The sequence below is a fragment of the Burkholderia sp. ABCPW 111 genome (genome assembly GCF_000773065.1).
GTDB classification, from domain to species: domain Bacteria; phylum Pseudomonadota; class Gammaproteobacteria; order Burkholderiales; family Burkholderiaceae; genus Burkholderia; species Burkholderia savannae.
The window spans coordinates 1-23,880 of the sequence record NZ_JPWT01000083.1 but is presented as its reverse complement, the minus strand read 5'-3'; the positions used below and the strand labels follow the sequence as shown (position 1 = coordinate 23,880).

The 23,880-nt window shown below is 69.7% G+C and carries 15 protein-coding genes; 6 read left to right on the top strand and 9 right to left on the bottom strand.

Translation table 11 applies throughout. The features are described from left to right. Window positions 1-111 precede the first annotated feature (111 nt). Genes X946_RS19340 through X946_RS19330 form a run of 3 tightly spaced genes read right to left on the bottom strand, consistent with a single transcriptional unit; the run spans window position 112 to window position 3,097 of the window. A complete protein-coding gene (locus X946_RS19340; RefSeq protein ID WP_038750913.1) occupies window positions 112-849 on the bottom strand; it encodes a LutC/YkgG family protein in 738 nt (245 codons plus the stop codon). Then, window positions 846-2,294, bottom strand: coding sequence for a LutB/LldF family L-lactate oxidation iron-sulfur protein (locus X946_RS19335; RefSeq protein WP_038750911.1), 1,449 nt, complete (start codon window positions 2,292-2,294; stop codon window positions 846-848). Before X946_RS19335 ends, X946_RS19340 begins: the two co-directional genes overlap by 4 nt. Then, window positions 2,291-3,097 (bottom strand): (Fe-S)-binding protein, encoded by an 807-nt coding sequence (locus X946_RS19330; protein ID WP_038750909.1) that lies wholly within the window; start codon window positions 3,095-3,097, stop codon window positions 2,291-2,293. Before X946_RS19330 ends, X946_RS19335 begins: the two co-directional genes overlap by 4 nt. A gap of 367 nt (window positions 3,098-3,464) precedes the next feature. Between X946_RS19330 and X946_RS19325 the strand changes: the two genes are divergently transcribed. The 3 genes from X946_RS19325 to X946_RS19315 all read left to right on the top strand — a co-directional run bounded on the left by X946_RS19325 (window position 3,465) and on the right by X946_RS19315 (window position 5,867). Beyond that, window positions 3,465-4,184 carry a FadR/GntR family transcriptional regulator gene (locus X946_RS19325; protein WP_038750906.1) on the top strand — a complete coding sequence of 240 codons (720 nt, stop codon included), beginning with the start codon at window positions 3,465-3,467 and terminating at the stop codon, window positions 4,182-4,184. Window positions 4,185-4,257: 73 nt separating this feature from the next. Further along, window positions 4,258-4,827: a hypothetical protein gene (locus X946_RS19320; protein WP_038750905.1), complete on the top strand. Its 570-nt coding sequence runs from the start codon at window positions 4,258-4,260 to the stop codon at window positions 4,825-4,827. A gap of 296 nt (window positions 4,828-5,123) precedes the next feature. Then, window positions 5,124-5,867, top strand: coding sequence for a hypothetical protein (locus X946_RS19315; RefSeq protein WP_038750934.1), 744 nt, complete (start codon window positions 5,124-5,126; stop codon window positions 5,865-5,867). Between the two features lie 52 nt (window positions 5,868-5,919). Here X946_RS19315 and X946_RS19310 read toward each other — a convergent pair whose 3' ends face one another. Beyond that, complete coding sequence (locus X946_RS19310; protein WP_052145122.1) at window positions 5,920-7,122, bottom strand: acyl-CoA dehydrogenase family protein; 1,203 nt, start codon at window positions 7,120-7,122, stop codon at window positions 5,920-5,922. Between the two features lie 185 nt (window positions 7,123-7,307). On the opposite strand from X946_RS19310, the gene X946_RS34140 reads away from it, so the two are divergent. Continuing rightward, complete coding sequence (locus tag X946_RS34140) at window positions 7,308-7,820, top strand: hypothetical protein (RefSeq protein WP_152611749.1); 513 nt, start codon at window positions 7,308-7,310, stop codon at window positions 7,818-7,820. Window positions 7,821-7,954: 134 nt separating this feature from the next. Here X946_RS34140 and X946_RS19305 read toward each other — a convergent pair whose 3' ends face one another. From X946_RS19305 to X946_RS19280, 5 genes are all read right to left on the bottom strand, one after another. Further along, the gene (locus X946_RS19305) at window positions 7,955-8,611 is read right to left on the bottom strand and encodes a methionine ABC transporter permease (RefSeq protein WP_038750903.1); all 657 of its coding nucleotides are present in this window, start codon (window positions 8,609-8,611) and stop codon (window positions 7,955-7,957) included. Beyond that, window positions 8,604-9,821 carry a methionine ABC transporter ATP-binding protein gene (locus X946_RS19300; RefSeq protein WP_038750901.1) on the bottom strand — a complete coding sequence of 406 codons (1,218 nt, stop codon included), beginning with the start codon at window positions 9,819-9,821 and terminating at the stop codon, window positions 8,604-8,606. Before X946_RS19300 ends, X946_RS19305 begins: the two co-directional genes overlap by 8 nt. Continuing rightward, a complete protein-coding gene (locus X946_RS19295) occupies window positions 9,818-11,212 on the bottom strand; it encodes an LLM class flavin-dependent oxidoreductase (protein WP_038750899.1) in 1,395 nt (464 codons plus the stop codon). The genes X946_RS19300 and X946_RS19295 overlap by 4 nt, the downstream gene beginning before the upstream one ends. A gap of 16 nt (window positions 11,213-11,228) precedes the next feature. Next, a complete protein-coding gene (locus X946_RS19290) occupies window positions 11,229-12,059 on the bottom strand; it encodes a MetQ/NlpA family ABC transporter substrate-binding protein (RefSeq protein WP_038750897.1) in 831 nt (276 codons plus the stop codon). A gap of 363 nt (window positions 12,060-12,422) precedes the next feature. Continuing rightward, window positions 12,423-13,127, bottom strand: a complete 705-nt coding sequence (locus tag X946_RS19280; RefSeq protein WP_197419400.1) for a LuxR family transcriptional regulator — start codon at window positions 13,125-13,127, stop codon at window positions 12,423-12,425. 1,224 nt (window positions 13,128-14,351) lie between these two features. On the opposite strand from X946_RS19280, the gene X946_RS19275 reads away from it, so the two are divergent. Both X946_RS19275 and X946_RS19270 read left to right on the top strand, forming a co-directional pair. Then, on the top strand, window positions 14,352-22,913 hold the full coding sequence (locus X946_RS19275; protein ID WP_038750891.1) for a type I polyketide synthase: 8,562 nt from the start codon (window positions 14,352-14,354) through the stop codon (window positions 22,911-22,913). 99 nt (window positions 22,914-23,012) lie between these two features. Continuing rightward, entirely contained in the window at window positions 23,013-23,531 is a 519-nt protein-coding gene (locus tag X946_RS19270) for an SET domain-containing protein-lysine N-methyltransferase (RefSeq protein WP_038750889.1), read from the top strand. The last annotated feature ends 349 nt before the right edge of the window (window positions 23,532-23,880 follow it).

The window sequence follows — 23,880 nt, the reverse complement described above, 5'->3', positions numbered from 1 at the left end:
CGCGCGCCGTCGCGGGTTTCGACTAGCCGCGCGCGATGCCGCGCCGCGCGATTCGCCGGGCGCGCCACGCCGAAACGCAGCGCGCCGCCGCCGTCATTTCCGCGCGGGCTTTCACGCGTCGTCGCAAATCAGCAAGAGCACGCGCTTCGGGCCGTGCACGCCGACCTGCACCGTCTGCTCGACGTCGGCGGTGCGCGACGGCCCGGTGATCACGTTGACCGCGCGCGGCAGCGTCGCGATCGTCGCGCGCACGCGCGCCCATGCGTCCTCCATCGTCGCGACGATCGCGCTGCGATCGACGAGCACGACGTGCGTCGCGGCGACGAAGTTGAGCGACGTCGGCGTCGCGCTCGACGACAGGCACACGACGCTGCCCGTCTCCGCGATCGCCGCGAACGACGGCGTCACGCTGACGAACCCGTCGCGCCGCAGGTCGGCGCCCGGCAGCGCGCCGTGCGCGCGCCACGGCAGCGCCTCGAGCGCCGCCGCGACGACGAGCGGCGCATCAGCGAGGCCCACTTCGCGCAAATACGCGTCGACGGCCGCCGGCGCATCGGCGGCGGTCGCGATGTGCGCGCACGTCGCCGACACCTGCTGCGCCTTCGCGACGAAGCGCGCGACGAGGTCGACGCCGCCGAGCGAGATCGCCGGCCCGCACGCGGCGGCCGAAGCGGCCGAGGCGGCCGGGCCGGCGAAAGACGCCGCGCCCGCACCGGATGCGGCATGCGCATTCGGCGCGGCGGACGCGCCCGCGCCCATCGTCTGCGCCGGAAACTGCGCGGCAAGCCGCGCGCGGTCGCTGCCGAGCGCCGCGCGGATACGGCCGAGAATGTCGTCGCGCCCGCTCATCGCTGCCCCCTCTGTTCGTTCGCGCGCGTCGCGTCCCACGTCTCGAAGAACGTGCGCGGCGGCGGCTTCGGCAATTCGCGCGAATCGGTCCAGCCGGACGCGAACGGCACGCGCGCGATGCTGCCGCGCGTGCCGCCGAGTGCGCGCAGCACGCGCGCACCGACGCGCGTCAGCCAGTGATAGAGCGCCGGCCGCCGCGCGATCGCGCCGAACGCGCGCAGCAGGAAGCGCGTGCCGGGCGCGGTGAGCCGCGCGTCGAACTGCATCCCGCGCAGCTTCTTGAGCAGCGTCGGCAGCGGAATCTTCACCGGACACACCTCCGCGCAGCGCCCGTTCAGCGTGCACGCGTTCGGCAGATCGGTGTCGTGCTCGATGCCTTGCAGGAGCGGCGTGAGAACGGCGCCCATCGGCCCCGGATAGACCCAACCGTACGCATGCCCGCCGACCGCGCCGTACACCGGGCAGTGGTTCATGCACGCGCCGCAGCGAATGCAGCGGAGCATGTCGCGGAACTCGCCCGCGAGCATCCGCGTGCGGCCGTTGTCGACGAGCACGACGTGATACTCGCGCGGCCCGTCCAGATCGTCGTCGCGCTTCGGGCCCGTGCTGAACGTGGTGTACGACGTGATCTCCTGCCCCGTCGCGCTGCGGCCGAGCAGCCGCACGAACAGCGCGACGTCGTCGAGCGTCGGCACGACGCGCTCGATGCCCGCCGTCACGATGTGCACGCGCGCGAGCGTCGACGTGAGATCGCCGTTGCCCTCGTTCGTGCAGATCACGTTCGAGCCCGTCTCGGCGACGAGATAGTTCGCGCCGGTAATGCCGACGTCCGCGACGAAGAATTTGTCGCGCAGCACCTGGCGCGCTTCGCCGACGACGTCCGCGACGGTCTCGCGCGGCCCGTCGTACTGCGCGGCCGAATGATGCCCGGCGAACAGTTCGGTAACCTGACCGATCGTCTTGTGCAGCGCCGGGAACACGATGTGGCTCGGCCCTTCGTGCGCGAGCTGCACGATGTATTCGCCGAGATCGGTTTCGACGACTTCCATCCCCGCGCCCTCGAGCGCGGCGGGCAAGCCGATCTCCTCGCCGACCATCGATTTGCCGCGCGTCACGGTTTTCGCGTTCGCGTCGCGGCAGATCTTCAGCACGATCTCGCGCGCTTCGGCCGCGTCGCTCGCCCAGTGAACGACGCCGCCCGCGCACGTGACGGCCGCTTCGTAGCGTTCGAGATACGTGTCGAGATTCGCTAGCACGTGATCCTTCACCACCTTCGCGCGCTCGCGCAGCATTTCGAACTCGGGCAGCAGCGACACGACGCGCCGCCGCTTCTCGATCCAGCCCTCGCCGAGCATCCCGAGCGCTTCCTGAAGCTGTGCGTCGTGCAGCGCGGCGCTCGCGCGCGCCTTGAAGTTCGTCGTCGCGGCCGATGGTTGCGCGCTCATTCGCCCTCCCCGCAGATCGGCTCGACGTTCATCCCGGTCAGCACCTCGGCGACGTGATAGACGCGCACCGGGCTGCCTTCGCGCTTCAGTCGCCCGCCGATGTTCATCAGGCAGCCGAGATCGCCGCCCGCGAGCACGGTCGCGCCGCTCGCGGCGACGTTCGCGGTCTTGTCGGACACGATCTTCGTCGAGATTTCCGGGTACTTCACGCAAAACGTGCCGCCGAAGCCGCAGCATACTTCGGCATCCTTCATTTCCTTCAATTCGACGCCGCCGACGCGCGACAGCAGCGCGCGCGGCTGCGCCTTGATGCCGAGGCCGCGCAGGCCCGAGCAGGTGTCGTGGTAGGCGAGCGTGCAGTCGGGCACCGCGGCGCGCTCCGGGCCCGCCCAGCCGAGCACGTCGACGAGAAAGCTCGTCAGCTCGTGCGCGCGCGCGGCGAGCCGCTCGGCGCGCGGCTTCCACGCGGGATCGTTCGCGAGCAGGTCCGGGTAGTCGTGACGCAGCGTGCGGATGCACGAGCCGGAGGGTGCCACGACGTAGTCGTAGCCTTCGAACACGTCGATCGTGCGGCGCGCGATGCCGCGCACGCCGTCGAAGTCGCCGCTGTTCAGCGCCGGCTGGCCGCAGCAGGTCTGCGCGCGCGGCGCGTCGACCGTGCAGCCGGCCGCTTCGAGCAACTGCACGGCGGCGAGCGCGGCGCTCGGCCGAAAGAGATTCGCGAGGCACGTGACGAACAGGCCGACGCGCGGCGTCTCGCGGGCGCCGCCGGACGAGCCGGCGGCCTGCGGGGATTGGTCCATGTGTTTCATCCCGGCCGCTCGTCGCGGCCGTTTCTTCGCTTCAACGGTTTGCTTCAACGAATCGCCGCGCGTTCGCGCGCGGCCGGTTTCGATGACCTATACTTGGTCATGTTGGTCTGACCACGCTGGCCAAGATAGTGAGATGGCGACCGGCTGTCAATGTCGCGGCCATCAGGGAAAACGCCGATCCGAACCCGGCCGATCGCGCCGAAACCCGCTCCGGCATTGGCTCGAACGGCCGCCTGCGCCCCGCCGGGTATAATTCCGCGCGGCCGCCGCACGCTCCGGCGCGAGCCGGCCGACGCGCGCGAACGCTCGGCCGCGAAAGCCGGTGCCCGCGCCACCCAACCGTCCAGAAGGCCCGTGCATGACGTTTCAGCCAGTCGAGTCCTACACCCGCGTGCGCCTGTCCGACGTGGTGTCCGACCAGATCAAGTCGCTCATCTCGGCGGGCAAGCTGCTGCCCGGCCAGAAGCTGCCGACCGAGCGCGAGCTCGCCGCGCAGCTGAGCGTGTCGCGCCCCTCGCTGCGCGAGGCGCTCGTGCGGCTCGAGGCAGACGGCTTCATCGGCTCGGTCGGGCGCGGCGGCTTCGTCGTCTCGGACATCACGGCGCCCGTCGTGTCGAATCCGCTCGCCGATCTGCTGCTGCAGAACCCCGAGACGAGCCACGACGTGCTCGAGCTGCGCCACGGCCTCGAAACGATCTCGACCGCATACGCGGCCGAACGCGCGACGCCAGCCGATCTCGTGAGGATCAAGGACGCATTCGACGCGCTCGCGGGCCTGTCGCTCAAGCACGAGCCCGGCCGGCTCGCCGAAGTCGACGCGAACTTTCACCTCGCGATCGCCGACGCGACGCACAACGTCGCGCTGATCCACGTGATGCACGGCATCCACGGATTGCTGCAGGAATCGATGCACAAGTCGCACCGGCTCGTGAACCATGCGGACGCGTTGGAGCGCGCGCTCCTCGAGCAGCACACCGAAATCTACGAAGCGATCGCCGCGAAAGACCCGGAACGCGCGCGCGCGGCGGCCGAGCGACATCTGCAATACGTGCGCACGCTGTACGAGCAGGCCGCGTAGCGCGCCGGCGCGCCGCGGCCGCCTCGAGCGCCGCGGCCGATGCTAAATTGGGGCTTTTCGACGAGGAGCCCGCATGCCGACGCCGGACCATCCATGGAATTCGCTGGAGATCGTCAAGCTCGTCGCGGACGTCCTCACGCCGCTTTCCGTCGCTGCGTTCGGCTGGCTCGTCAACCACCGGCTCAAGCAGCTCGAGTTCGTCCAGTGGACGAACCAGAAGCTGATCGAAAAGCGGCTCGCCGTCTACGACACGGTCGCGCCGCTCCTCAACCGCCTGCTGTGCTTCTACACGTGGGTCGGCCCGTGGAAGGACATCTCGCCCGACGACGTGATCCGCACGAAGCGCGAGCTCGACCAGACGATCCACATCTACCGCCACCTGTTCGACGACGACGTGTACCGCGCGTACCAGTCGTACCTCGACGCGCTGTTCGACACGCATTCCGGCGCGGGCCACGACGCGCGCATCAAGTCGACGATCGCGAGCCCCGACGGCGACCGCATCGGTCACGGCACGTATCGCTGGAATCCCGCGTGGTCGGAGCGCTTCTCGAGCGCGAACGTCGTGCCGCGCGACGACGTGACGGCGCGCTATCAACGGATCATGGACGGGCTGCGCGTGTCGCTGGGCGCTGCGCGATGAGCGCTCGGTCGTCGCGTAATCAATCGCGCAATCAATCGCGCGGGCGATGCGCATCGGCGAGCGGCGGTGAGCCGCCGCCCGATCGCACGCCGCGCCGTCCGTCGACAACGAGACAACAAGACAACGAATCGTCACGGACTTCACATCAACGTGTCACATGTCGCGTGTCTGATTCGGGATACCGATTCTTGGCTGATCCTGGTTGACTTCGTTGATCTCACGGCCCGCATGCGGCGCCGGCGCGCAAGCGCCGCGTCGCCCGGGACCGGACCGGCACCGACATGAAAGCACGGCCGATGCTCGAATACGCGTTGCACCCGGTCGACGATCGACTGGTCCACGTCGACGAACTCTTTCGCGCGGACCCCGTCCCGCGCGGGTGGGCGCGCTGTCCGCTCTGTCTGGAGGCGCTGTACGTCGTGCAGTTGCGCGACCGCTCGCACGCGCGCCGATTCGTTCATCTCGCGGGCGAGTTCGCGCGCTGCCCGCTCGTGAACGACGCGCTGCCGAACCCGCTCGCCGTCCACGTCGGCCCGCCGCTCGACGAGCGTGGCCACCGGCAGCGCGCGACCTTTTTCCAGCACTGGCAGCGGCATCTGCACACGATCCGACAGACGGTGTCCGCGTTCGGGATCGCGCGTTTCATACGCGTGATCGAGCTCGCGGACGTGCTGAAGCTGTGGGCATGGCCGACGCTCGCGCAACACGACATCCCGTACATCCTGCTCGTGCTGACGGAATTCATCGCCGCGCCGCGCGGCGAAAAAAAGCAGGCCGCGTGGTCGCGCTTCTGGTTCGACGCGTCGGTGCAGCAAATAGACGATCTGCACAAGCCGCGCGGCGTGCTGCCGCGCCTCTTCCGGCTGCGCTACCGATTGCCTAGGATGTCGAAATTTCCGAGCGCGCGGCATCTGATCGACTGCCAGCCGGTGCAGATGAACGACGACGCCCCGGCCGACGCGCCCATCGGCATGCCGCGCGCCGACGTCGCCGCATTCGAGGCTTTCGCCGCGCGCTTCGCGAGCCGGCCGGTCGAATGAAGATGAGAAAGACGATCGCGCGCGCCGTGAACGGGCGACGCGCGCGGCCGCGTCACGTGTAGAGCGACGCGTCGGGCAGCGCGCCCGTCAGCGCATGGCGGCCGACGTCGCGCAGCCGGTAGTCCAGCGGATCGTGCAGCGTGTGCGTGCGCGCGTTGCGCCAGAAGCGGTCGAGCGCGAGCGGCGCGGCCGTCGCGCGCGCGCCGCACGCATCGAACAGCGCCTCGCTGACGTCGAGCGCCGCGCGCTGCGCGACGATCTTCGCCTCCGAAATCGCGAGCGCGACTTCCGCGCGCGCATCGGCGGTGAGCGCCTCCTTCCTCTCCCACGCGCCCTGCAGCGCGCGCGCCGCGCGATCCGCAAGCGCCTCGGCGCTCACCGTCTGCACGCGCATGTCGCCGAAGCGCTGCAGCGTGTACGGATCGTCCGCCGCGCGTTCGACGCCCGAATGCACCCACGGCCGCCCCGCCCGCTGCACGTAGTCGCGCGCCTCGGCGAGCGCGCCTTCCGCGATACCGACGAACAGGTTCGTCAGCACGAGTTGCGACACGAGCGTGCGCAGCGTCGCGCGCGGCGTCGGCGGCGTTTCCGAGCGATGCAGCACCTCGTCGGGTTCGACGCGCACGCCGTCGAACGACACGCTGCCGCTATCGGTCTGCCGCTGGCCGATCGGGTCCCAGTCGTCGCGCACGGCAATGCCGGCGCGCTCGGTCGGCACGACCGCGAACACCGGCTTGCCCGTGTCCGGATCGTGCGCGGAGACCGTCATCCGCTGCGAGCCGCGCGTGCCCGAGCAGAAGCCCTTGACGCCTTCGAGCCGATAGCCGCCGTCGCCCGTCGCATGCGCGACGAGCCGCGCATCGAGCGGGTTCACTGCATTGCCCCACCACCAATTGTGCTCGACCGTGCCGCGCAGATAACGCTCGCGCTGCTCGGCGCTGCCCCACACGTCGACGCTGACGATCTGCAGGCACTGAAAGCCGAGCAGATGCGCGAGCGCGCTGTCGACGCGCGCGAGCGCGCGGATCGTGTGATAGATCACCGGCCAGCCGGCTTCCTGGCCGCCGAACTCACGCGGCACCGCAAGCGTCAGCAGGCCGGCGTCGGCGATCCACCGCTTCTCGTGCGCGGCGTGGCCGCCCGCTCGGTCGCGCTCCGGCGCGCTCGCGCGCAGCGCCGCGATCAGCTCGGCGAGCGTGTACGGCGCCCGGTTCGCTTCGGCAATCAGTTCAACCAGGACTCGTGGATCGTTCATGCGAAAGCTTCCCAGATGGTGGGCTTGTCGGTCGATGCGGCGGCGGGCCGCGATGACACGCGCCCGCGCACGCCGCGCCGCCGGTTATCGTCGATCGCCCGATTAGCGGTGTGGTGTGCGTCGAATACTAGCGCTGCGCAACTGTAATCAATGTACAGATATGTGTCTGAACATGATCGCGTCACATGGCCCGGCCGACGCGAATCGAAACGCGCGGCAGGCGGCCGGACGTCACATCGGCGTCGATCGGCGGCGCGCGCGCCGGCCGATTGACAAGGATTGCTTACATTACTTACGAGAACGCGGCCATCCGGATGCGCGCGAATCGACACGCCAGGCTGGTGCGCCCGGCTTGCGCGCGTCGCACACCGTGCCGCGTTCGGCCGGTTCCGGCCGGGTCGGAACGCGCGGTGTCGACAGCCGAAGGCGATCGTGACGGCCGTCGGCGCGCGATCGTCACGATGCGGCAGCGGCGTGCGGGTTGGCGTCGGCGCCGCATGTGGGAAGCCGCCATCGTCACGCACGAGCATGTCAGTTCGATGTGCGAGCGTTTCCGCAGTCAATGTCGCGGCGCTCGCGATTCGCTGCGCGCCTGCCGCGCTCGTCGTCCGCCCTCCTTCGCCGCGCACCGGGAACGGCGCGAGCGCGCCACATCGACGCGGCCGCTCGAAGGTGAGACTCTTCGGGAGCCGACGTGAAGCCCGCCGCCGCGCATGCGCGGCCTTCCGCACGCGCTCGCGCAATGCGCGCCGCCGATTCCCGCACGCCACCGCGTGCCTTCGTTCGCGCGATCCGCTCGACATCAGACGAGCCCTCTGTTGCGCCGCCACGCTCACACGCGCTTCGCGAGCCGCCGCACGATGCGATCGCCGGTGAATTGCACGACGGTGACGAGCGCGATCAGGATCACGATCACCGTCGCCATCACGGCCGTGTCGAAGCGCTGATAGCCGTAGCGGATCGCAAGATCGCCGAGCCCGCCCGCGCCGACCGCGCCCGCCATCGCGGTCGAGCCGATCAGCGCGACGATCGTGATCGTGAAGCCGCCGACGATTCCCGGCAACGCCTCCGGCAGCAGCACGTGCCAGACGATGTGGCGCCGCTCGGCGCCCATCGCCTGCGCGGCTTCGACAAGCCCCTTGTCGACCTCGCGCAGGCTCACTTCGGCGATGCGCGCGAAGAACGGAATCGCCGCGATCGACAGCGGCACGATCGCGGCCCACACGCCGATCGTCGTGCCGATCACCAAGCGCGTGAACGGCAGCAGCGCGACGAGCAGAATGATGAACGGCGTCGAGCGAAACGCGTTGACGGCCGCGCCGAGCGCCGCGTTCAGGCCGCGCCGCTCGTAGATGCCGCCTCGCGCGGACGTGACGAGCACGAGCGCGAGCGGCACGCCGGCAAGCGCCGCGACGAACGCCGATGCGCCGACCATCCACAGCGTGTCGCGGATCGCATCCGCGAGCTCGGGAAACCACAGTTCAGACATAGCCCAGCACCTCCACGCGATTCGCATGCCGGCGCGCGGCGGCGAGCGCGGCCGCGATCCTTTCCGGACCGGCCGCGCCGCGCGCGGCAAGCGACGCGGCGATCACGAGCCGCCCTTGCGCGCGCCCCTGAATCCGATCGAGCCCGCCATGCACGAAACGCACCGTGTCGCCCACGTTGCGCGCAAGCGCGCTCGCGAGCGCGCCGAGATCCGGCTCGCCGCTGTCCGCGCCCGTGTAGCGAACGTCGAGCAGCAGTTGCGCGCCGCACGGCAGCGGTGCGCGGCCGTCGAGCGGCCGCACGCGCGTCGCGAGATCGGCCGGCAGATCGTGGACGAGCGTGCGCAGCAGCGCGCGCGTCGCGCCGTGCTGCGGATCGCCGAATACGCGCCACACGGGCCCCGTCTCGACCACCTCGCCATGCTCGACGACGGCCACGGTGTCGCACACCGCGCGAATCACTTCCATCTCGTGCGTGATCAGCACGATCGTGAGCCCGAGCCGCCGATTGACATCGGCGAGCAGCGCGAGAATCGACTGCGACGTTTGCGGATCGAGCGCCGAGGTCGCTTCGTCGCACAGCAGCAGATCAGGATCGTGGACGAGCGCGCGCGCGATGCCCACACGCTGCTTCTGGCCGCCCGACAGGCTCGCCGGATACGCATCGCGTTTCGCGGCGAGCCCGACGAGATCGAGCAGCGCATCGACTTTACGCGCACGCTCGGCCTTCCGCACGCCGGCGATCTTCAGCGGCAGTCCTATGTTTTCGGCGACGGTCTTCGCCGATAGCAGGTTGAAATGCTGGAACACCATGCCGATCCGGCGTCGCAGCGCGACGAGCCCGCGCTCGTCGAGCGCGCCGACGTCGACGCCGTTCACGCGCACCGCGCCCGAGGTCGGCCGTTCGAGCCCGTTGATCAGCCGCAGAAGCGTCGATTTGCCCGCGCCGCTGCGCCCGATCACGCCGAACACGCCGCCGCGCGCGACGTCTAGCGTCACTTCGCGCAACGCCGCCGACGGGCCTCGCGGACCGTCGAACATCTTGCTCGCGAGCTCGAACGACACCGCCGCGCCGGCCGCGGATGCGGCAGCCGCGGCCGCGGTCGGATCATGCGAAGCCGCCGAGGCCCCGCGCCGCGCGGCGGCCGAGCTTTCGATGAAACCCAGGGAGTCGAGCAGTTGCACCATCGGATCGCCTCGTCGCGTCGTCATGCTTTCTCGGTTTCGCGCGCGCGGCCGAACCGGTGTTGCGCGCCCGCATGCCAGCCGGGCAGCCGAGCGCTTCCGCCGAACAGCTTCGCGCGCAGCGTCGGCTCCGAATCGTAGTCCTCCTTATAAAGGCCGCGATTCTGCAGCTCGGGCACGACCCGGTCGACGAAATCCTCGAACGACTCGGGCATCACCGTGCGCGTGACGTTGAAACCGTCGACACCCGTTTCGTCGACCCACGCCGCGAGCTCGTCCGCGACCTGCGACGGCGAGCCGACGACCGGGTGATAGCGCCCGCCGATCGGCATCTGATCGAGGATGCGTCGTACGGTCCACGCGCCGGTCGTGCTCTTCTTCGAGATCGCGTCGACCGCCGACTGGATCGAATCGGTCTTCACGTGCGCGATCGGCTCGTCGAGGCCGACGCGCGAGAAATCGATGCCGGTCGAGCTCGCGAAATGCGCGAGCCCCGCTTCCGGATTCGCGTGGCGCCGATATTCGTCGAACTTCTCGCGCGCGGCCCGCTCGTTCTCGTCCGTCACGACCGTGATGCCCGCGAAGATCTTGATCGACTCCGGATCGCGCCCGATCCGCGCGGCGGCCGCGCGAATGTCCGCCACCGCCGAGCGCGCGGCCGCCTTGCTCTGGCCGTTCACGAACACGCATTCGGCGTGCTTGGCGGCGAACTCGACGCCGCGCGCCGACGATCCCGCTTGATACAGCACCGGCGTACGCTGCGGCGACGGCTCGCTCAGATGAATCGCGTCGACCGAGTAATACGGCCCGTCGTGGCGCACGCGACGCACCTTGTCCGGGCGCGCGAACACGCGGGCATCGCGATCGCGAATCACCGCGTCGTCGTCCCAGCTGCGCTCCCACAGCTGATAGACGACGTCCATGTAATCGTCGGCGCGCGCATAGCGGTCGTCGTGCTCGATCTGCTTCGCGAGCCCCATTCCGCGCGCGGCGCTGTCGAGGTAGCCCGTGACGATGTTCCAGCCGATGCGGCCCTTCGTCAGATGATCGAGCGTCGACATCCGCCGCGCGAACAGATAAGGCGGCTCGTACGTGAGGTTCGCGGTCACGCCGAAGCCGAGATGCTTCGTCACCTGCGCCATCGCCGGCACGAGCAGCAGCGGATCGTTGACGGGCACCTGCACCGATTCGCGCAGCGCGACATCGGCGCTGCCGCCGTACACGTCGTAGACGCCGACGATATCGGCCAGAAAGATCCCGTCGAACTTGCCGCGCTCGAGCGTGCGCGCGAGATCAGCCCAGTAGTCGAGATCGGTGTAATGCGCGGAGCGGTCGCGCGGATGCGTCCACAGGCCGTGATTGATATGGCCGACGCAATTCATGTTGAACGCGTTCAGCAGGATCTTCTTCTTCGCCATCGCATGGGCTCCGGCGTCACCAAGCGACCGCGTACAGCGAGCCGAACGCGTTGTCGAGCGCCTTCCTGACCGCCGGCGAATGCTGGTAGATCGCAATGAACTTGCGGATGCGCGGATCGCCGACGCTCTCCGGCCGCACGACCCATTGCAGCGCGAACAGCTTGTTCTCGAGCCCGTCGAACAGTAGCGCGCTGTTCGGATCGGCCGTGCCCGCGAGCTTGATGAAGCTCGGATAACCTTGTGCGAGATCGACGTCGTCGAGCGATCGCGCGAGCTGCGACGCCTCGAGCTGCACGATCTTCAGATGCTTCGGATTCACAACGATGTCGCGCGTCGTCGCACGGTCATCGGTGCCCGGCTTCAGCTTGATCAACCCCGCGCGCTGCAGCAGCAACAGGCCGCGTCCGCCGTTGACGGGATCGTTCGCGATCGCGACCGTCGCGCCGTCCTTCAGTTGGTCGAAGCTTTTGATCTTTTTCGAATAGAGGCCGATCTTCATGATCGTGCCCGGCGCGATCGTGACGAAATCGTAGCCGCCCTGCTTCTTCGCGTTCTCGAGGAATGGAATGTGCTGGAAGTAGTTGACGTCGATATCCTTGTTCGCGAGCGCGGCGTTCGGCGTGTTCCAGTCGGTGAATTCGACGATCTTCACGTCGAGCCCCTGCGCCTTCGCCTCCTTCGCGGCGATCTTCAGCGCGTCGATCTGCGGGCTCGTCGCGATGCCGACCTTCAGCGGCGCGGATTCGGCATGCACGAGCGGCGCGGCGAGCGCCGCGCTCGCGAGCGCGGCGGCAACGACGCGCGAAGCGCGCCGGGCAATGCGCGCAAGAACGAGGCGAGACTGCATAGGAGATTCTCTCTTCAGAATGCTGGACCGGGCGAAGTCGGCGGGCGTGCGAGGCCGCCCGCGCTCATGCGACGGTGCGGCTGCCTCATTTGAGAAATGAACTGCGATCGATGATAGGGCCGCGCGGCGGGACGGGTCTACGAAGCGATTTCGCAAAGTAAATCGCGACGGGCGATATAGCGCGGCGTGCGCCGGGACGGGATCGCGCGTTCGCGCGATGTCGTGGCGTCGCACGCGTCGGCGGGCATGCGCGCCGCGATGCCCATTGCGTGCACGCGATCGGCCGGGCGCACGCACGATGCGCGCCGCCGTCGCTCGGTCCGCTCGGCCCGCTCGTCCGGGAACGGCCGCATGCGTGCGCCGTCAGATCATTCCGCGCGCCGATGCGATGACGACCGCCTGCGCGCGATTGTTCGCGCCGATCTTGCGTGCCGCGTTCGACAAATGAAACACGACTGTCCGCTCCGAAATGCCGAGGATCTTCGAGATTTCCCAAGCCGTCTTGCCGCGCCCCGCCCATTGCAGCGATTCGCGCTCGCGCGCCGTCAGATCGCACGAGCCCTGCCGCCTCAGCCGGCAGTCGAGCAGCTCCTGCATCGCCGCGTGCACGAAGCTCGCGAGCAGTTGAGACAGGCTCAGCAGCCGCAGTACGTCGATCGTGTCGCGCTCGAACGGATCGTCGGTCGCCATGCTGAGCATGCTGATCGCACCGCTTCGATCGTGAACGGGGCAACTGAGCCCATAGACAAGGCCGTACGACTTCGCTTCGTCGCGCATCGTCTTCGCACGGCCCGTCGTGTAAAGCTCGTCGTTCCAGATCAGCGGCACGGTCCGGCACCGGCAGTGCTGAACGACGGGATCGATCGAGAGATAGTCGGCGGCGTCGTATCGCAGGCGCCATTCGGCGGGAAATCCGTCGAGCATGCAGCGGCTCGACGACATCCCGGCGATCTGATGCCGGTACGCAAAGTTCTTGAAGCCCAGTTGACGCACGTGGTACGCCGTCTGCTCAAAGAGGCTCTTCTTGCAAGTCGCGCTCAGAATTTCGTTAAACGAACAAATTGACAAGCCTTCGAACATAGAACCGCCCAGCTCAAGTAAGAATATTAGATTAGCGAAGCAATGAAGAAAGCGTGCTCGAAATGGCAAGGTGGCAAGGGCCGCGCTTTGGCGGCGGCTTCGCCGCGCGTGTCGCGCGAGCGTGTCTCCCGAAGCGTGCGCGGCCGTTGCGCGGACGCGCGGCGCGCAACCGCGCCGCCCGATCCATCGGGCGGGGCACGGCGATTCGTTCCCGGCGCCGGATAACCGATCGATCATGCATCGTTCGAATTCCTATGTTTTCCGACAGCGTTCGCCCCAGGACAGGCTGCTCCACACGCTGCCGCTCGACGACGCGCGCCCCCGCCCGCCGCGGCCCGGCTGCGGCATGCGCCCTCGTACGCACGGTGATCGAGCGCCGCGAGCTGAAGATCGATTTTCAGCAGGCTCGATGCACGCAAGACAAACGTCGATCGACTATCGAACTAGACATCCCCGGAATGCCGCCGGCGAACGCGACGATCGCATGCCGCGCCTGCGACAAAGACGTCCGGGGCGAGCGATAAGAGCGTCGACGACAAGCGCGCTGCGCGCCCCCTCGACGATGGCCCTTCGTCACGGCGGCTCGGCAACGGCATTTCCGACCATTTCAGGAAGAACGAAGTTCAGTTTATTTTTAAACTGTCCCCAACTATTTCGTATCTCGGATCAAAATCTCGCTTCATGCGCCCATTCATTGACGATGAAAAAATAATGGCATCGGATTTCCTGATTTATTTTTCGGTAGCTACATAATTAATTGCGCGATGCTATCGGAAGTCACCGCATCGATGATATCCACAACGAACAATGCCGATGTTCCGTTTTGCGGATGTCATGACCTGGATTCGGAATCGTTGCCTCGGATTGAATATACCAACCCGGCATTTCGAAAGATAAAAATTTCCCGAGCGTGCGGGTCCAGTATGCTGGCGATCAAACGCGCCGCGACGGCGTTGAACGTGCATTTCATTCGCACTTTTATAGATGATTTTGTCGAATTTCCGATGTTTTGCTCGCCGCTTTTTCTCACACTTTAGGATCAGTCCGAGTCAGGGTTTATCACAATTCGAATTTTTCACGATACGGACATTTCCGGTGTTCGATTTACGCGAAATACACTGCAACCCGATTACATAGCGACTGTAAGAAGTTGCAGTATCGACCGTTTCGTAGCCTCTGATAATTTACCGCCGGACATTCGGAGTGGTTCTCATGAGGCAAATAGTTTCAACGAGCAACGGATCTCTCGTCAGCCGGGCCCGGATCGCCGCGTTCCCGTTCGCGGGCGGCAGCGATGCCAGTTACGCGGACATCGTGCGCGAACTCGGCGACGCGTTCGCGTTCACGACGCTCAGCCTGCCCGGCCGCGGCGCCGCCCAGCACATCCCGTTCTACGACGACTGGCCGTCTCTCGTCGACGACCTCGCGACCGAAGTCGCGCAGCTCGACGACGGGACGCCGCTCTTTCTGTTCGGTCACAGCCTGGGCGCGCTGCTCGCCTACGAAGTGGCGCGCGCGCTCGAGCAGCGCGGCGGCGTGCAGCCCGCCGGCCTGTTCCTGTCGGGCCATCCCGCCCCGTCGCGCGAACGCGCGGCTGACGCATGGCGTCAGCAGACACACGCGCTGCCCGACGCACGCTTCATCGAAGCCGTGCGGCGCTGGGGCTTCTTCCCCGACGGTACGCTCGACGATCCGGACATCGCCCGCTACGTGCTCCCGCCGCTGCGCGCGGACCTTCGGCTCGCGCAGACCTACCGGCACGCGTCCGGCGACGCGCTGCGCGCGCCTTGCGTGATCTACGGCGGCGCCGCCGATCCGAGCACGACCATCGACGATCTGCACGCGTGGCGCGCGCATGTTTCGCCGCGACACGCGTGCCCGGTCGAAACGTTCGACGGCAATCACTTCTATTTTCTCGGCGCGCCGTCGCGCGCGGCGCTGTGCGCGAGCATCGCCGGCCACGTCGAGCGGCTGCTCGCGCAGCGTCCCGCATCGATCGTCGCGGCGACGCCCGATGCGAACTCGCGCGTCGCGGCCTGCCTGCGCGCCGCCGACGATTGGGGCGACGCGCATTCGGTGCTCGCCGCGATTCGCGAGCACGTCGCGCGCACGCCCGATGCGCTCGCGCTGAAGGACGGCGAGCGCACGTGGACCTACCGCGAGCTCGCGTCGCACGCGGCCGAGCTCGCCGACGCGCTGCGCGAGGCGGGAGTCGCGCGGCAGGACGTCGTCGGCGTCTTTTTGCCGCACGGCGCCGAGTACGTGCTGACGATCGTCGCCGCGTGGTCGATCGGCGCGTCAGTGTGCCTGCTCGAAAAGAGCTGGCCCGATGCGCTCGTCGGCGAATTCGTCGCGAGCTGCCGCGTTGCGCAAATCGCGACGATTCCGGCGCTGCTCGCGCGCGCGGCCAAGCATCTGCCCGACGCGCGCTGCACGCTCGTCGGCGCGCGGCCGACGCGTGCGGATCGCGCATGGACGCCCGTCGCGCCACGCCGCGACGACATCGCGTTCGTGTCGCTGACGAGCGGCTCGACCGGCAAGCCGAAGGCCGTTCTCACCACGCACGTCGGCACAAGCTACTGCTTCCATGCGCGCGATGCGCTGTATCCGTACGCCGAAGGCGAGCGCGAGGGCCTCAACGTCTTTCTCGCGTGGGAATGCCTGCGTGCGCTGATGTTCGGCCGCCCGGCCGTCGCGATCGGCGACGACGCGATCTTCGATCCTCCAAGGCTCGTCGCGCTGCTGCGGCAGGAACGGATCACGCGGCTCGTCGTCACGCCGTCGCTGCTCGAAAGCGTGCTCGATTTCCCCGGCGTCGCCGCGCAGCTGCGCGACGCGCTCGCGCACATGTCCGCGTGGTTCCTGATGGGCGAAGTCGTGCCGCGGCGCGTCGTCGACAAGGCGCGCGCGGCGTTTCCGCCGTCGGTGCGGCTCGTCAACGCGTACAGCACGTGGGAAAGCCTCGACGTCTGCTACGCCGATCTGCTGCCGTCGCACGGCGGCGCGAACGGCCGACGCGTGCCGATCGGCCGGCCGTTGCCGGGCTGCGCGCTCGCGGTGCTCGACGAAGCGGGACGCGCGGTGCCGGCGGGTGAAACGGGCGAACTGTACGTCGCGTCGCCCGGCCTCGGCCCCGGCTATCTCGACGACGCGGCCCGCACCGCCGAGAAATTCCTGCCGTCCGTGCGCGCGCTCGCCGAGCGCGGCCACGACACGCCCGTCTACCGCACGGGCGACAGCGCGCGGCTGCTGCCGGACGGCCAGATCGCGATCCTCGGCCGCATCGACAACACGGTGAAGATTCGCGGCTTCAAAGTGCTGCTGCATGCGATCGAGAACGTGCTCGACGCGGTCGACGGCGTCAGCAAATCGCTCGTCGTGCCGATCGACGATCCGCAGACGAAGCAGCCGTCCGCGCTCGCCGCGTACGTGGTCGGCAACGACGGCGCGCCGTCCGCGACCACGCTCGCGCGGCTGCGCCAGCAGGCGCGCGCGAAGCTGCCCGAATACGCGGTGCCCGCGCACTTCATCGGCCTCGATGCGTTTGCGCTGCGCGCGGGCACGTCGCGCAAGCTCGACAAAAGCGCGCTGCCGCCGCCTCCTGCGCCGACGGCCGCGCCGCTCGCCGCGCGCGACGCGTCGGCGAACGTCGCGGGCGACGGCCTCGAGGCGCGGCTCGCGGACGTGTGGCGCGACGTGCTCGGCGTCGCGTCGGTCGCGCGCGACGATCATTTCTTCGAGCTCGGCGGCAATTCGCTGAGCGCGGCGAAGGCGGTCGGCCTGCTCGGCGAGCGGCTCGGGCTTTCGCTCGCCGTCGTCGATCTGTATCAGCACAGCCGGCTGCAGGATCTCGCCGACTACTGCCGCCGCTCGCGCGACGATGCGGCGCGAGCGCGCGCGGACGACGCCCGCGAGCCGCGCGCCGCGCGCGTGGCGCCCGCCGCCGATGCGCCGAAGGTCGCGATCGTCGGCATGGCCGGGCGCTTCCCCGGCGCCGATTCGGTCGACGCGTTCTGGCGCAACCTGACCGAAGGCGTCGACAGCCTGTCGCGCTTCTCGCGCGAGCAGTTGCTCGCGAAGGGCGTCGACGCCGCGCAGCTCGATCATCCGGACTGGGTGTCGGCCGCGCAGATCGTCGGCGACGCGGACAAGTTCGACGCGCTCTTCTTCGGCATCGGCCCGCGCGAAGCGGCGCTGATGGACCCGCAGCACCGGCTCTTCATGGAAATCGCGTGGAGCGCGCTCGAGCAGGCCGGCTACGCGCGCGCCGACAACCGCTACCGCACGCGCACCGGTGTGTTCGCGAGCTGCGGGATCGACGGCTATCTCGTCCATCATCTGCAAGGCGGCGGGCTGCTCACGCCGCTCGATCCGGGCCGGCTGATGCTCACCGAGATCGGCAACGAGAAGGATTACATCGCGACGCGCGTGGCGTACCAGCTCGATCTCGGCGGCCCCGCGGTGTCGATCGGCGCCGCGTGCAGCAGCGCGCTCGTCGCGCTCGTGCAGGCGGTGCAGGCGATCCGCGCCGGCCAGTGCGAGATGGCGATCGCGGGCGCGTCCGCGCTGTCGTTTCCGAACTTCGGCTTCTGCTACGAGGACGGCCTCGTCGGCAGCGCCGACGGCCACGTGCGGCCGTTCGACGCGCGCGCGAGCGGCACGCTGTTCGGCGACGCGGTCGGCGCGGTCGTGCTCAAGCGCCTCGATCTCGCGCAAGCGGACGGCGATCCGATCCTCGCCGTGATCTCGGGCGTCGGGCTGTCGAACGACGGCCGGATGAAGGCGGGCTACACCGCGCCGAACGCGGACGCGCAGCGGCGCTGCATCGTCGACGCGCTCGACATGGCGGGCGTGCGCTCCGAGCAGATCTCGTATGTCGAATGCCATGCAACCGCGACGCTGATCGGCGACGCGATCGAGCTGAAAGGGCTGTCCGACGCATTCGCGCAGACGCGCGGGGCCGATGCGCCCGTCGCGGGCAGCTGCGCGATCGGCTGCGTGAAGGGCAACATCGGCCATGCGAACTGCGCGGCCGGCATCACCGGGCTCATCAAGACCGTGCTGCAGCTTCAGCATCGGCAGCGCGTGCCGACCGTGCATTTCGACACGCTCAATCCGAAGCTCGTGCCGTTCGTCGAGCACGACGCGTCGCCGTTCGTCGTGCAGCGGCGCGGCGACGACTGGACGGTCGCCGATCCGTCGGCGCAATTGCCGCGGCGCGCGGGCGTGTCGAGCTTCGGGATCGGCGGCACGAACGCGCACGTGATCGTCGAGGAAGCGCCCGCGCACGCTGCCGCCGCCGCTGCCGCCGCTGCCGCCTCTGCCGTCTCTGGCGTCGCCGCCGACGGCTTGCCGCGCACGCATCACCTGATGACCGCGTCCGCGCGCACGCCGGGCGCGCTCGCGCGCCATCTGCGCGCGCTCGCCGAACGCGTCGCGACGATGGACGCCGACCAACTCGCATGCGCGGCGTACACGCTGCACGTCGCGCGCGAAGCGCATCCGCTGCGGGTCGCGCTCGCCGTGCCCGCGCAGCCGGCGCGCGCGGCCGTCGCGCTGCGCGAGCGCGCCGACGTGCTTGCCGAAGCGCTCGACGCACCCGACGCATCGGATGCATCCGATCCGTTCGGCGCGCCCGTTCGCGCGAAGCCCGGCGCGAGCGTCGCGTTCTGCTTCTCCGGCCAGGGCTCGCAGCATCCGGGCATGGCGCGCGAGCTGTATCGATCGAACGCGGAGGCCGGCCGCTTCCGTCATCACTTCGACGCCGCGTGCGCGGCGCTCGAACGCGCGCTCGGCGCGCCGATCGCCGACGCGATCCTGAACGCCGACGACGCCGGCATGCGCCGCCCGCTCGTCACGCAATGCGGGCTGTTCGCGGTCGAGCACGCGCTCGCGTCGGTGCTCGGCGAATACGGCGTGCGGCCCGTCGCGGTCGCGGGGCACAGCATCGGCCAGTATGCGGCGGCCGTCGCCGCCGAGGCGCTCACGCTCGATCAGGCGGCCGCGCTCGTCGCCGCGCGCGCGAGCGCGACCGAGGCGCTGGCCTCGTTCGCCGCCGCAGACGGCGCGCTCGCGCGCGGCGGCATGCTCGCCGTGACGGGCGACGAAGCACGCATCGAACAATGGATCGCCGGGCGCGCCGATCTCTGGATCGCGGTGCGCAATGCGCCGAACACGCTCGTGCTCGCGGGCACGGAGCCCGCGCTCGCGGATGCCGGGCGCGCGCTCGCCGCGCTCGATTGCCGATGCCGGCCGGTGCCGGTGTCGCATCCGTTCCATACGCCGCTGATGCGGCCCGTCGCCGACGCGATCGCCGCGCGGCGCATCGAAGGCGCGGCGCCGCGGATTCCGATGACGTGCAACGTGTCGGGCGGCTGGCTCGGCGCCGACGCCGCTTCGGCCGACTACTGGGCGCGCCATCTGCTCGAGCCGGTGCGCTGGTCGGACAACGTCGCCGCGCTGCTGCGCTGGCGGCCCGACGTCGTGCTCGAGATCGGCCCCGGCACAGTGCTGTGCAGCCTGCTCGGCAAGCATTTCGCGGCCGGCGCGCGCGCGGATGCCGACGAGTCGGCAGGCGCGCGCGGAGCGGCCGATGGGACGGCCAATGCGGCGGCCAATGCGACGACTAACAGGATGACTGACGGAGCGACGGACGAAGGCGCCAGCGGGATGATCGACGCGCCGCGCGTGTTGCCGTCGCTGCCCGCCGCACGCAGCGGAGCGAACGACGCCGATCACTTCGCCGGCATGCTCGGCGAACTGTGGTGCGCGGGCGTGTCGATCGACTGGCGCGCGTATCACGCGCACGAAGCGGCATCACCCGGCCGCGCGCTCGCGCGCACGCCGCTGCCCGGCTATGCGTTCGAGCGCGACAGCTTTTGGACGCGGCCGGAAGCGTCGATTTACGTCGACGCGACGCCGACGCCGAAGCCGAACGAGTTCGGGACGCCGACGAGCCGCACGACCAACATCGCGAACGCGATGGGCGCGAAACGTCCGGCGAACGCCGCGAATGCGGCGTCGACAGGCGCTTGCGCCGCCGAATCGCGACCGTGCGGCGCGGCCGGCCACGACGATGCCTCCGGTTCGTGCATCGCGCAGCCGCAAGCCTCCGCGCCGCGCTGGCTCGTGCGGCTCAGGCCGCGCCGCCGGCCGCGCATGAAGCTGTACTGCTTCCCGTACGCGGGCGGCAGCAGCCGCAGCTTCGACGGCTGGGCGCGCGGCGCGCCCGCGTGGCTCGACATCGTCGCGATCGAATGGCCGGGCCGCAACGCGCGCGCCGAGGAAGCGCTCCCGCGCGACGACGCCGACGACCGCGCCGCGCGCGACGCGATCGCCGCCGCGATCGTCGCGGACGCGGGCGAACTGCCCGTCGCGTTCTGCGGCCTGAGCTACGGCGGCGCAGCCGCAACCGAATTGCTGTGCGGGCCGCTGCGCGCATGGGCCGCGAGCGGCCGGGTGAAGGGGCTCGTCGTCGTCGGGCGCGCACCGCTCCTCGAGCAGCCGGCGATCGCCGCGCCCGCGGACAGCTTCCTGCTCGTCCCCGACGCGCTGCGCGACGATCCGCTGTGGCAGGAAGTGTTCCGCCCCGTGCTCGAAGCCGACCTCGACGCCGACACGCGCACCGCGCACCGGATCGCGCGGCGCTGGCGCGACGAAGGCCGGCATCCGCTCCTGACGGTTCCGCTGCAGATTCACGGCGGCGACGCCGATCCCGCGTTCGACTGGCGGCTCGCGGACGACTGGGCGCGGATCTCGTCCGCGCCGCTCGCGGGCCGGCACGCGTATCCGGGCGGCCACGACTTCATGATGCGATGCGAAGCCGAGATCGTGTCGCGCGCGGCCGCATGGCTGCGGCCGCGGCGCGACGCGCGGGCGATCGCGCCCGCGCCGACGTTCGCGCTGCATTGGCAGCCGCGTGCGGGTGCTTCGAGTGCTTCCGATGCTTCGGGTACTTCGGCCTCATCAAGCACGACGATCGCCTCGGACGCGTCGAGCGTCTCGAACCAGTCGGCAACCTCGGCCGCTTCGAATCCCATGCACGCGACGTCTCTGCCTGAATGCGCCGTCTACGCAGCCGGGCGCGAAGCGAACGCGCTCGAATGGCTCACGCCGCGCCTGCGCGCGAGCGGCGGCCACGCGGCGCTGCTGTGCGTCGGGTCGATCGACGATCCGCTCGGCGTCGCGCAATGCGCGGGCTTCGTCGCGCTGTGGCGGGCGCTCGCCGCCCGCGAATGCGCCGGCACGCTGACGCTCCTGCTGCCCGCCGACGCGCGCAGCGGCCCGCTCGTCGGCGCGGCGCGCGTCGCGAGCGCCGAGCATGCGGCGCTGCGCGTGCGGCTCGCGCTCGCCGACGATCATCCGGATCTCGCGCCGTGCGTGGCCGGCGATCATCCGGATCTCGCGCCGTGCGCGGCCGGCGAGCGCTGGGCCGCCGAGCTCGCGCGCGCCGCCGCCCACTTAGCGAACGAGCCGTGGCTGCTGCGCCGCGACGGCCGGATGTTCGTGCCGCGCCTGATGCCGCACGCGGCGCCCGCGCTGCCCGAAGGCGCGCTCGGCGCGGCGGGCGGCCCGTATCTCGTCACCGGCGCGACGGGCGGCGTCGGGCGCGCGCTCGTCGACTGGCTGATCGACGAGCAGCAGGTGCCGCCGCAACGCATCGTCGCGCTGTGCCGCGACGCCGCCGCCGCGCCGCGCGGCGTACGCGCCGTCGCCGCCGATCTCGGCGACGCGCGCGCGCTCGACGCCGCGCTCGCCTCGATCGGCGAGATCGAAGGCATCTTCCATCTGGCGGGCGCGCTCGACGACGGCGTCATCGCGAATCTCGACGACGCGCGGCTGCGCCGCGTGCTCGCGCCGAAGCAGAGTCTCGCCGCGCTGCTCGCGCACGCGCCGCGCTGGCGCACGCGCTGGGCGGTCGCGTTCTCGTCGACGAGCGCGCTGCTCGGCGTGCCGGGTCAGGCGAACTATGCGGCCGCGAACGCATGGCTCGATCAGCTCGCGTGCTGGCCCGCTCAGCCGGGACAGCCGCCCGTGCTGAGCATCCAGTGGGGCAGTTGGGCCGAGGTCGGAATGAGCGCGCGCAGCGACCGCGCGCTGCGCCGCGCGATTCAGGACGGCGAGCGCCCGCTCGCGCCCGACGCCGCGTTCGCCGCGCTCGGCGCGCTGCTCGCGGGCGCGCTCGGCGGCGCGACGGCCGGACGTCAGTTCGTGGTCTGCGACGTCGATTGGCCACGCTCGCCGTGGCGCGATGCGCCGCTCGTCGCCGAGATCGCGCGTGACGATGCGGCCGCTGCCGCGACCGCGCGCGACGCAACGAACGAGATGAACGCCGCGCACGCCGAGAGCGCGACAAGCGCAGCGAACGCGGCGGGCACGCCGACGAGCGCGTCGTCCGCCGCGCACTCGCTCGGGCAGACGGCCGCCCCGCCCGCCGAAGTCGACTCGGGCTCCGCGCGTTCGTCGCTCCCGACACACGAGCATGCGCGCTGCGCCGCCGCCGCGTGCGCTTCGCCGCCGGCCGCCCGGGCGACGCGATCCGCAAGCACACGCGACCCCGTCCGCGCGTTCCTCGAAGACTACGTGAGCCGCTGGGACGAACGGCTCGATCTCGCGACGCTCGGCCTCGATTCGCTCGATCTCGCGCAGATGCGCAACGGCTTTTTCAAGAAATTCGGTGTGCAGATACCGCTTTCGACGCTCGCGTCGCCGACCATGAAGATCGGCGAGCTGGCCCGCCGGATGCGGAACGTCGCCGGCATCGCGGACGAGTAGATCCGCCCTTCCCGTCACCCGCGCATTCCGACGCGGCCGCAAAGAAGAGGTCCGCCGGGCGTTCCCGCCCGGCGCACGAATCCAGTCAAGGAGAGCAGCATGACGATCACCCTCATCGATCCCGTCCAGCAACGCACGGGGATCTATCCGTCGTCCGATCTGAAGATCGACGACGGCTACCCGTCGACCGACACGTTCCAGATCATCCAGACGCAGGACGGTCGCGGCGCGGGCATCCGCGTCCTGAAGGCGTTCGCGCGCGGCCGGCGGATGGCGCGCGTGTCCGGGCAGATCACCGCGTTCTGCCGGCTGCACACGCTGCAGATCAACACGCACACGCACCTGTACGACCCGCACTTCAGCGGGCTGCTGCTGCACTCGTGCGATCCGAACGTGCGCCTCGACATGGCGGGCTTCGAGCTCTGGTCGCTGCGCGACATCGCGGCGGGCGAGATGCTGACGATGGACTACGCGTCGACCGAGGACGAGCTGATGCGCCAGTTCGAGTGCCACTGCGGCGCGCCGAATTGCCGGCGCTGGATCACGGGCGCGAAGGAGCTGCCGAACGAAAAGGGGCAGGCGCTCCTCGCGGAATTGCGGACCGCCGCGCTCGCGTGATGGGGCGCGGGGCGGGGCGGACGGCGTGCGTCGCAGTTTGCACTGCATGCGGTTTGCGGTTTGCGGTTTGCGGTTTGCGGTTTGCGGTTTGCCGTTTGCCGTTTGCCGTTTGCCGTTTGCCGTTTGCCGTTTGCCGTTTGCCGTTTGCCGTTTGCGTTGGTGACATAGGCGCGGCGTGCCTCGCGCGGCTGGCCGTGCGCCGCGGTTGTGCATGGTAGCGATCCGACGGGTGACTGAACGTTCGTGATCGCCGGCTGCGGTTCTGCGGTTCTGCGGTTCTGCGGTTCTGCGGTTCTGCGGTTCTGCGGTTCTGCGGTTCTGCGGTTCTGCGGTTCTGCGGTTCTGCGGT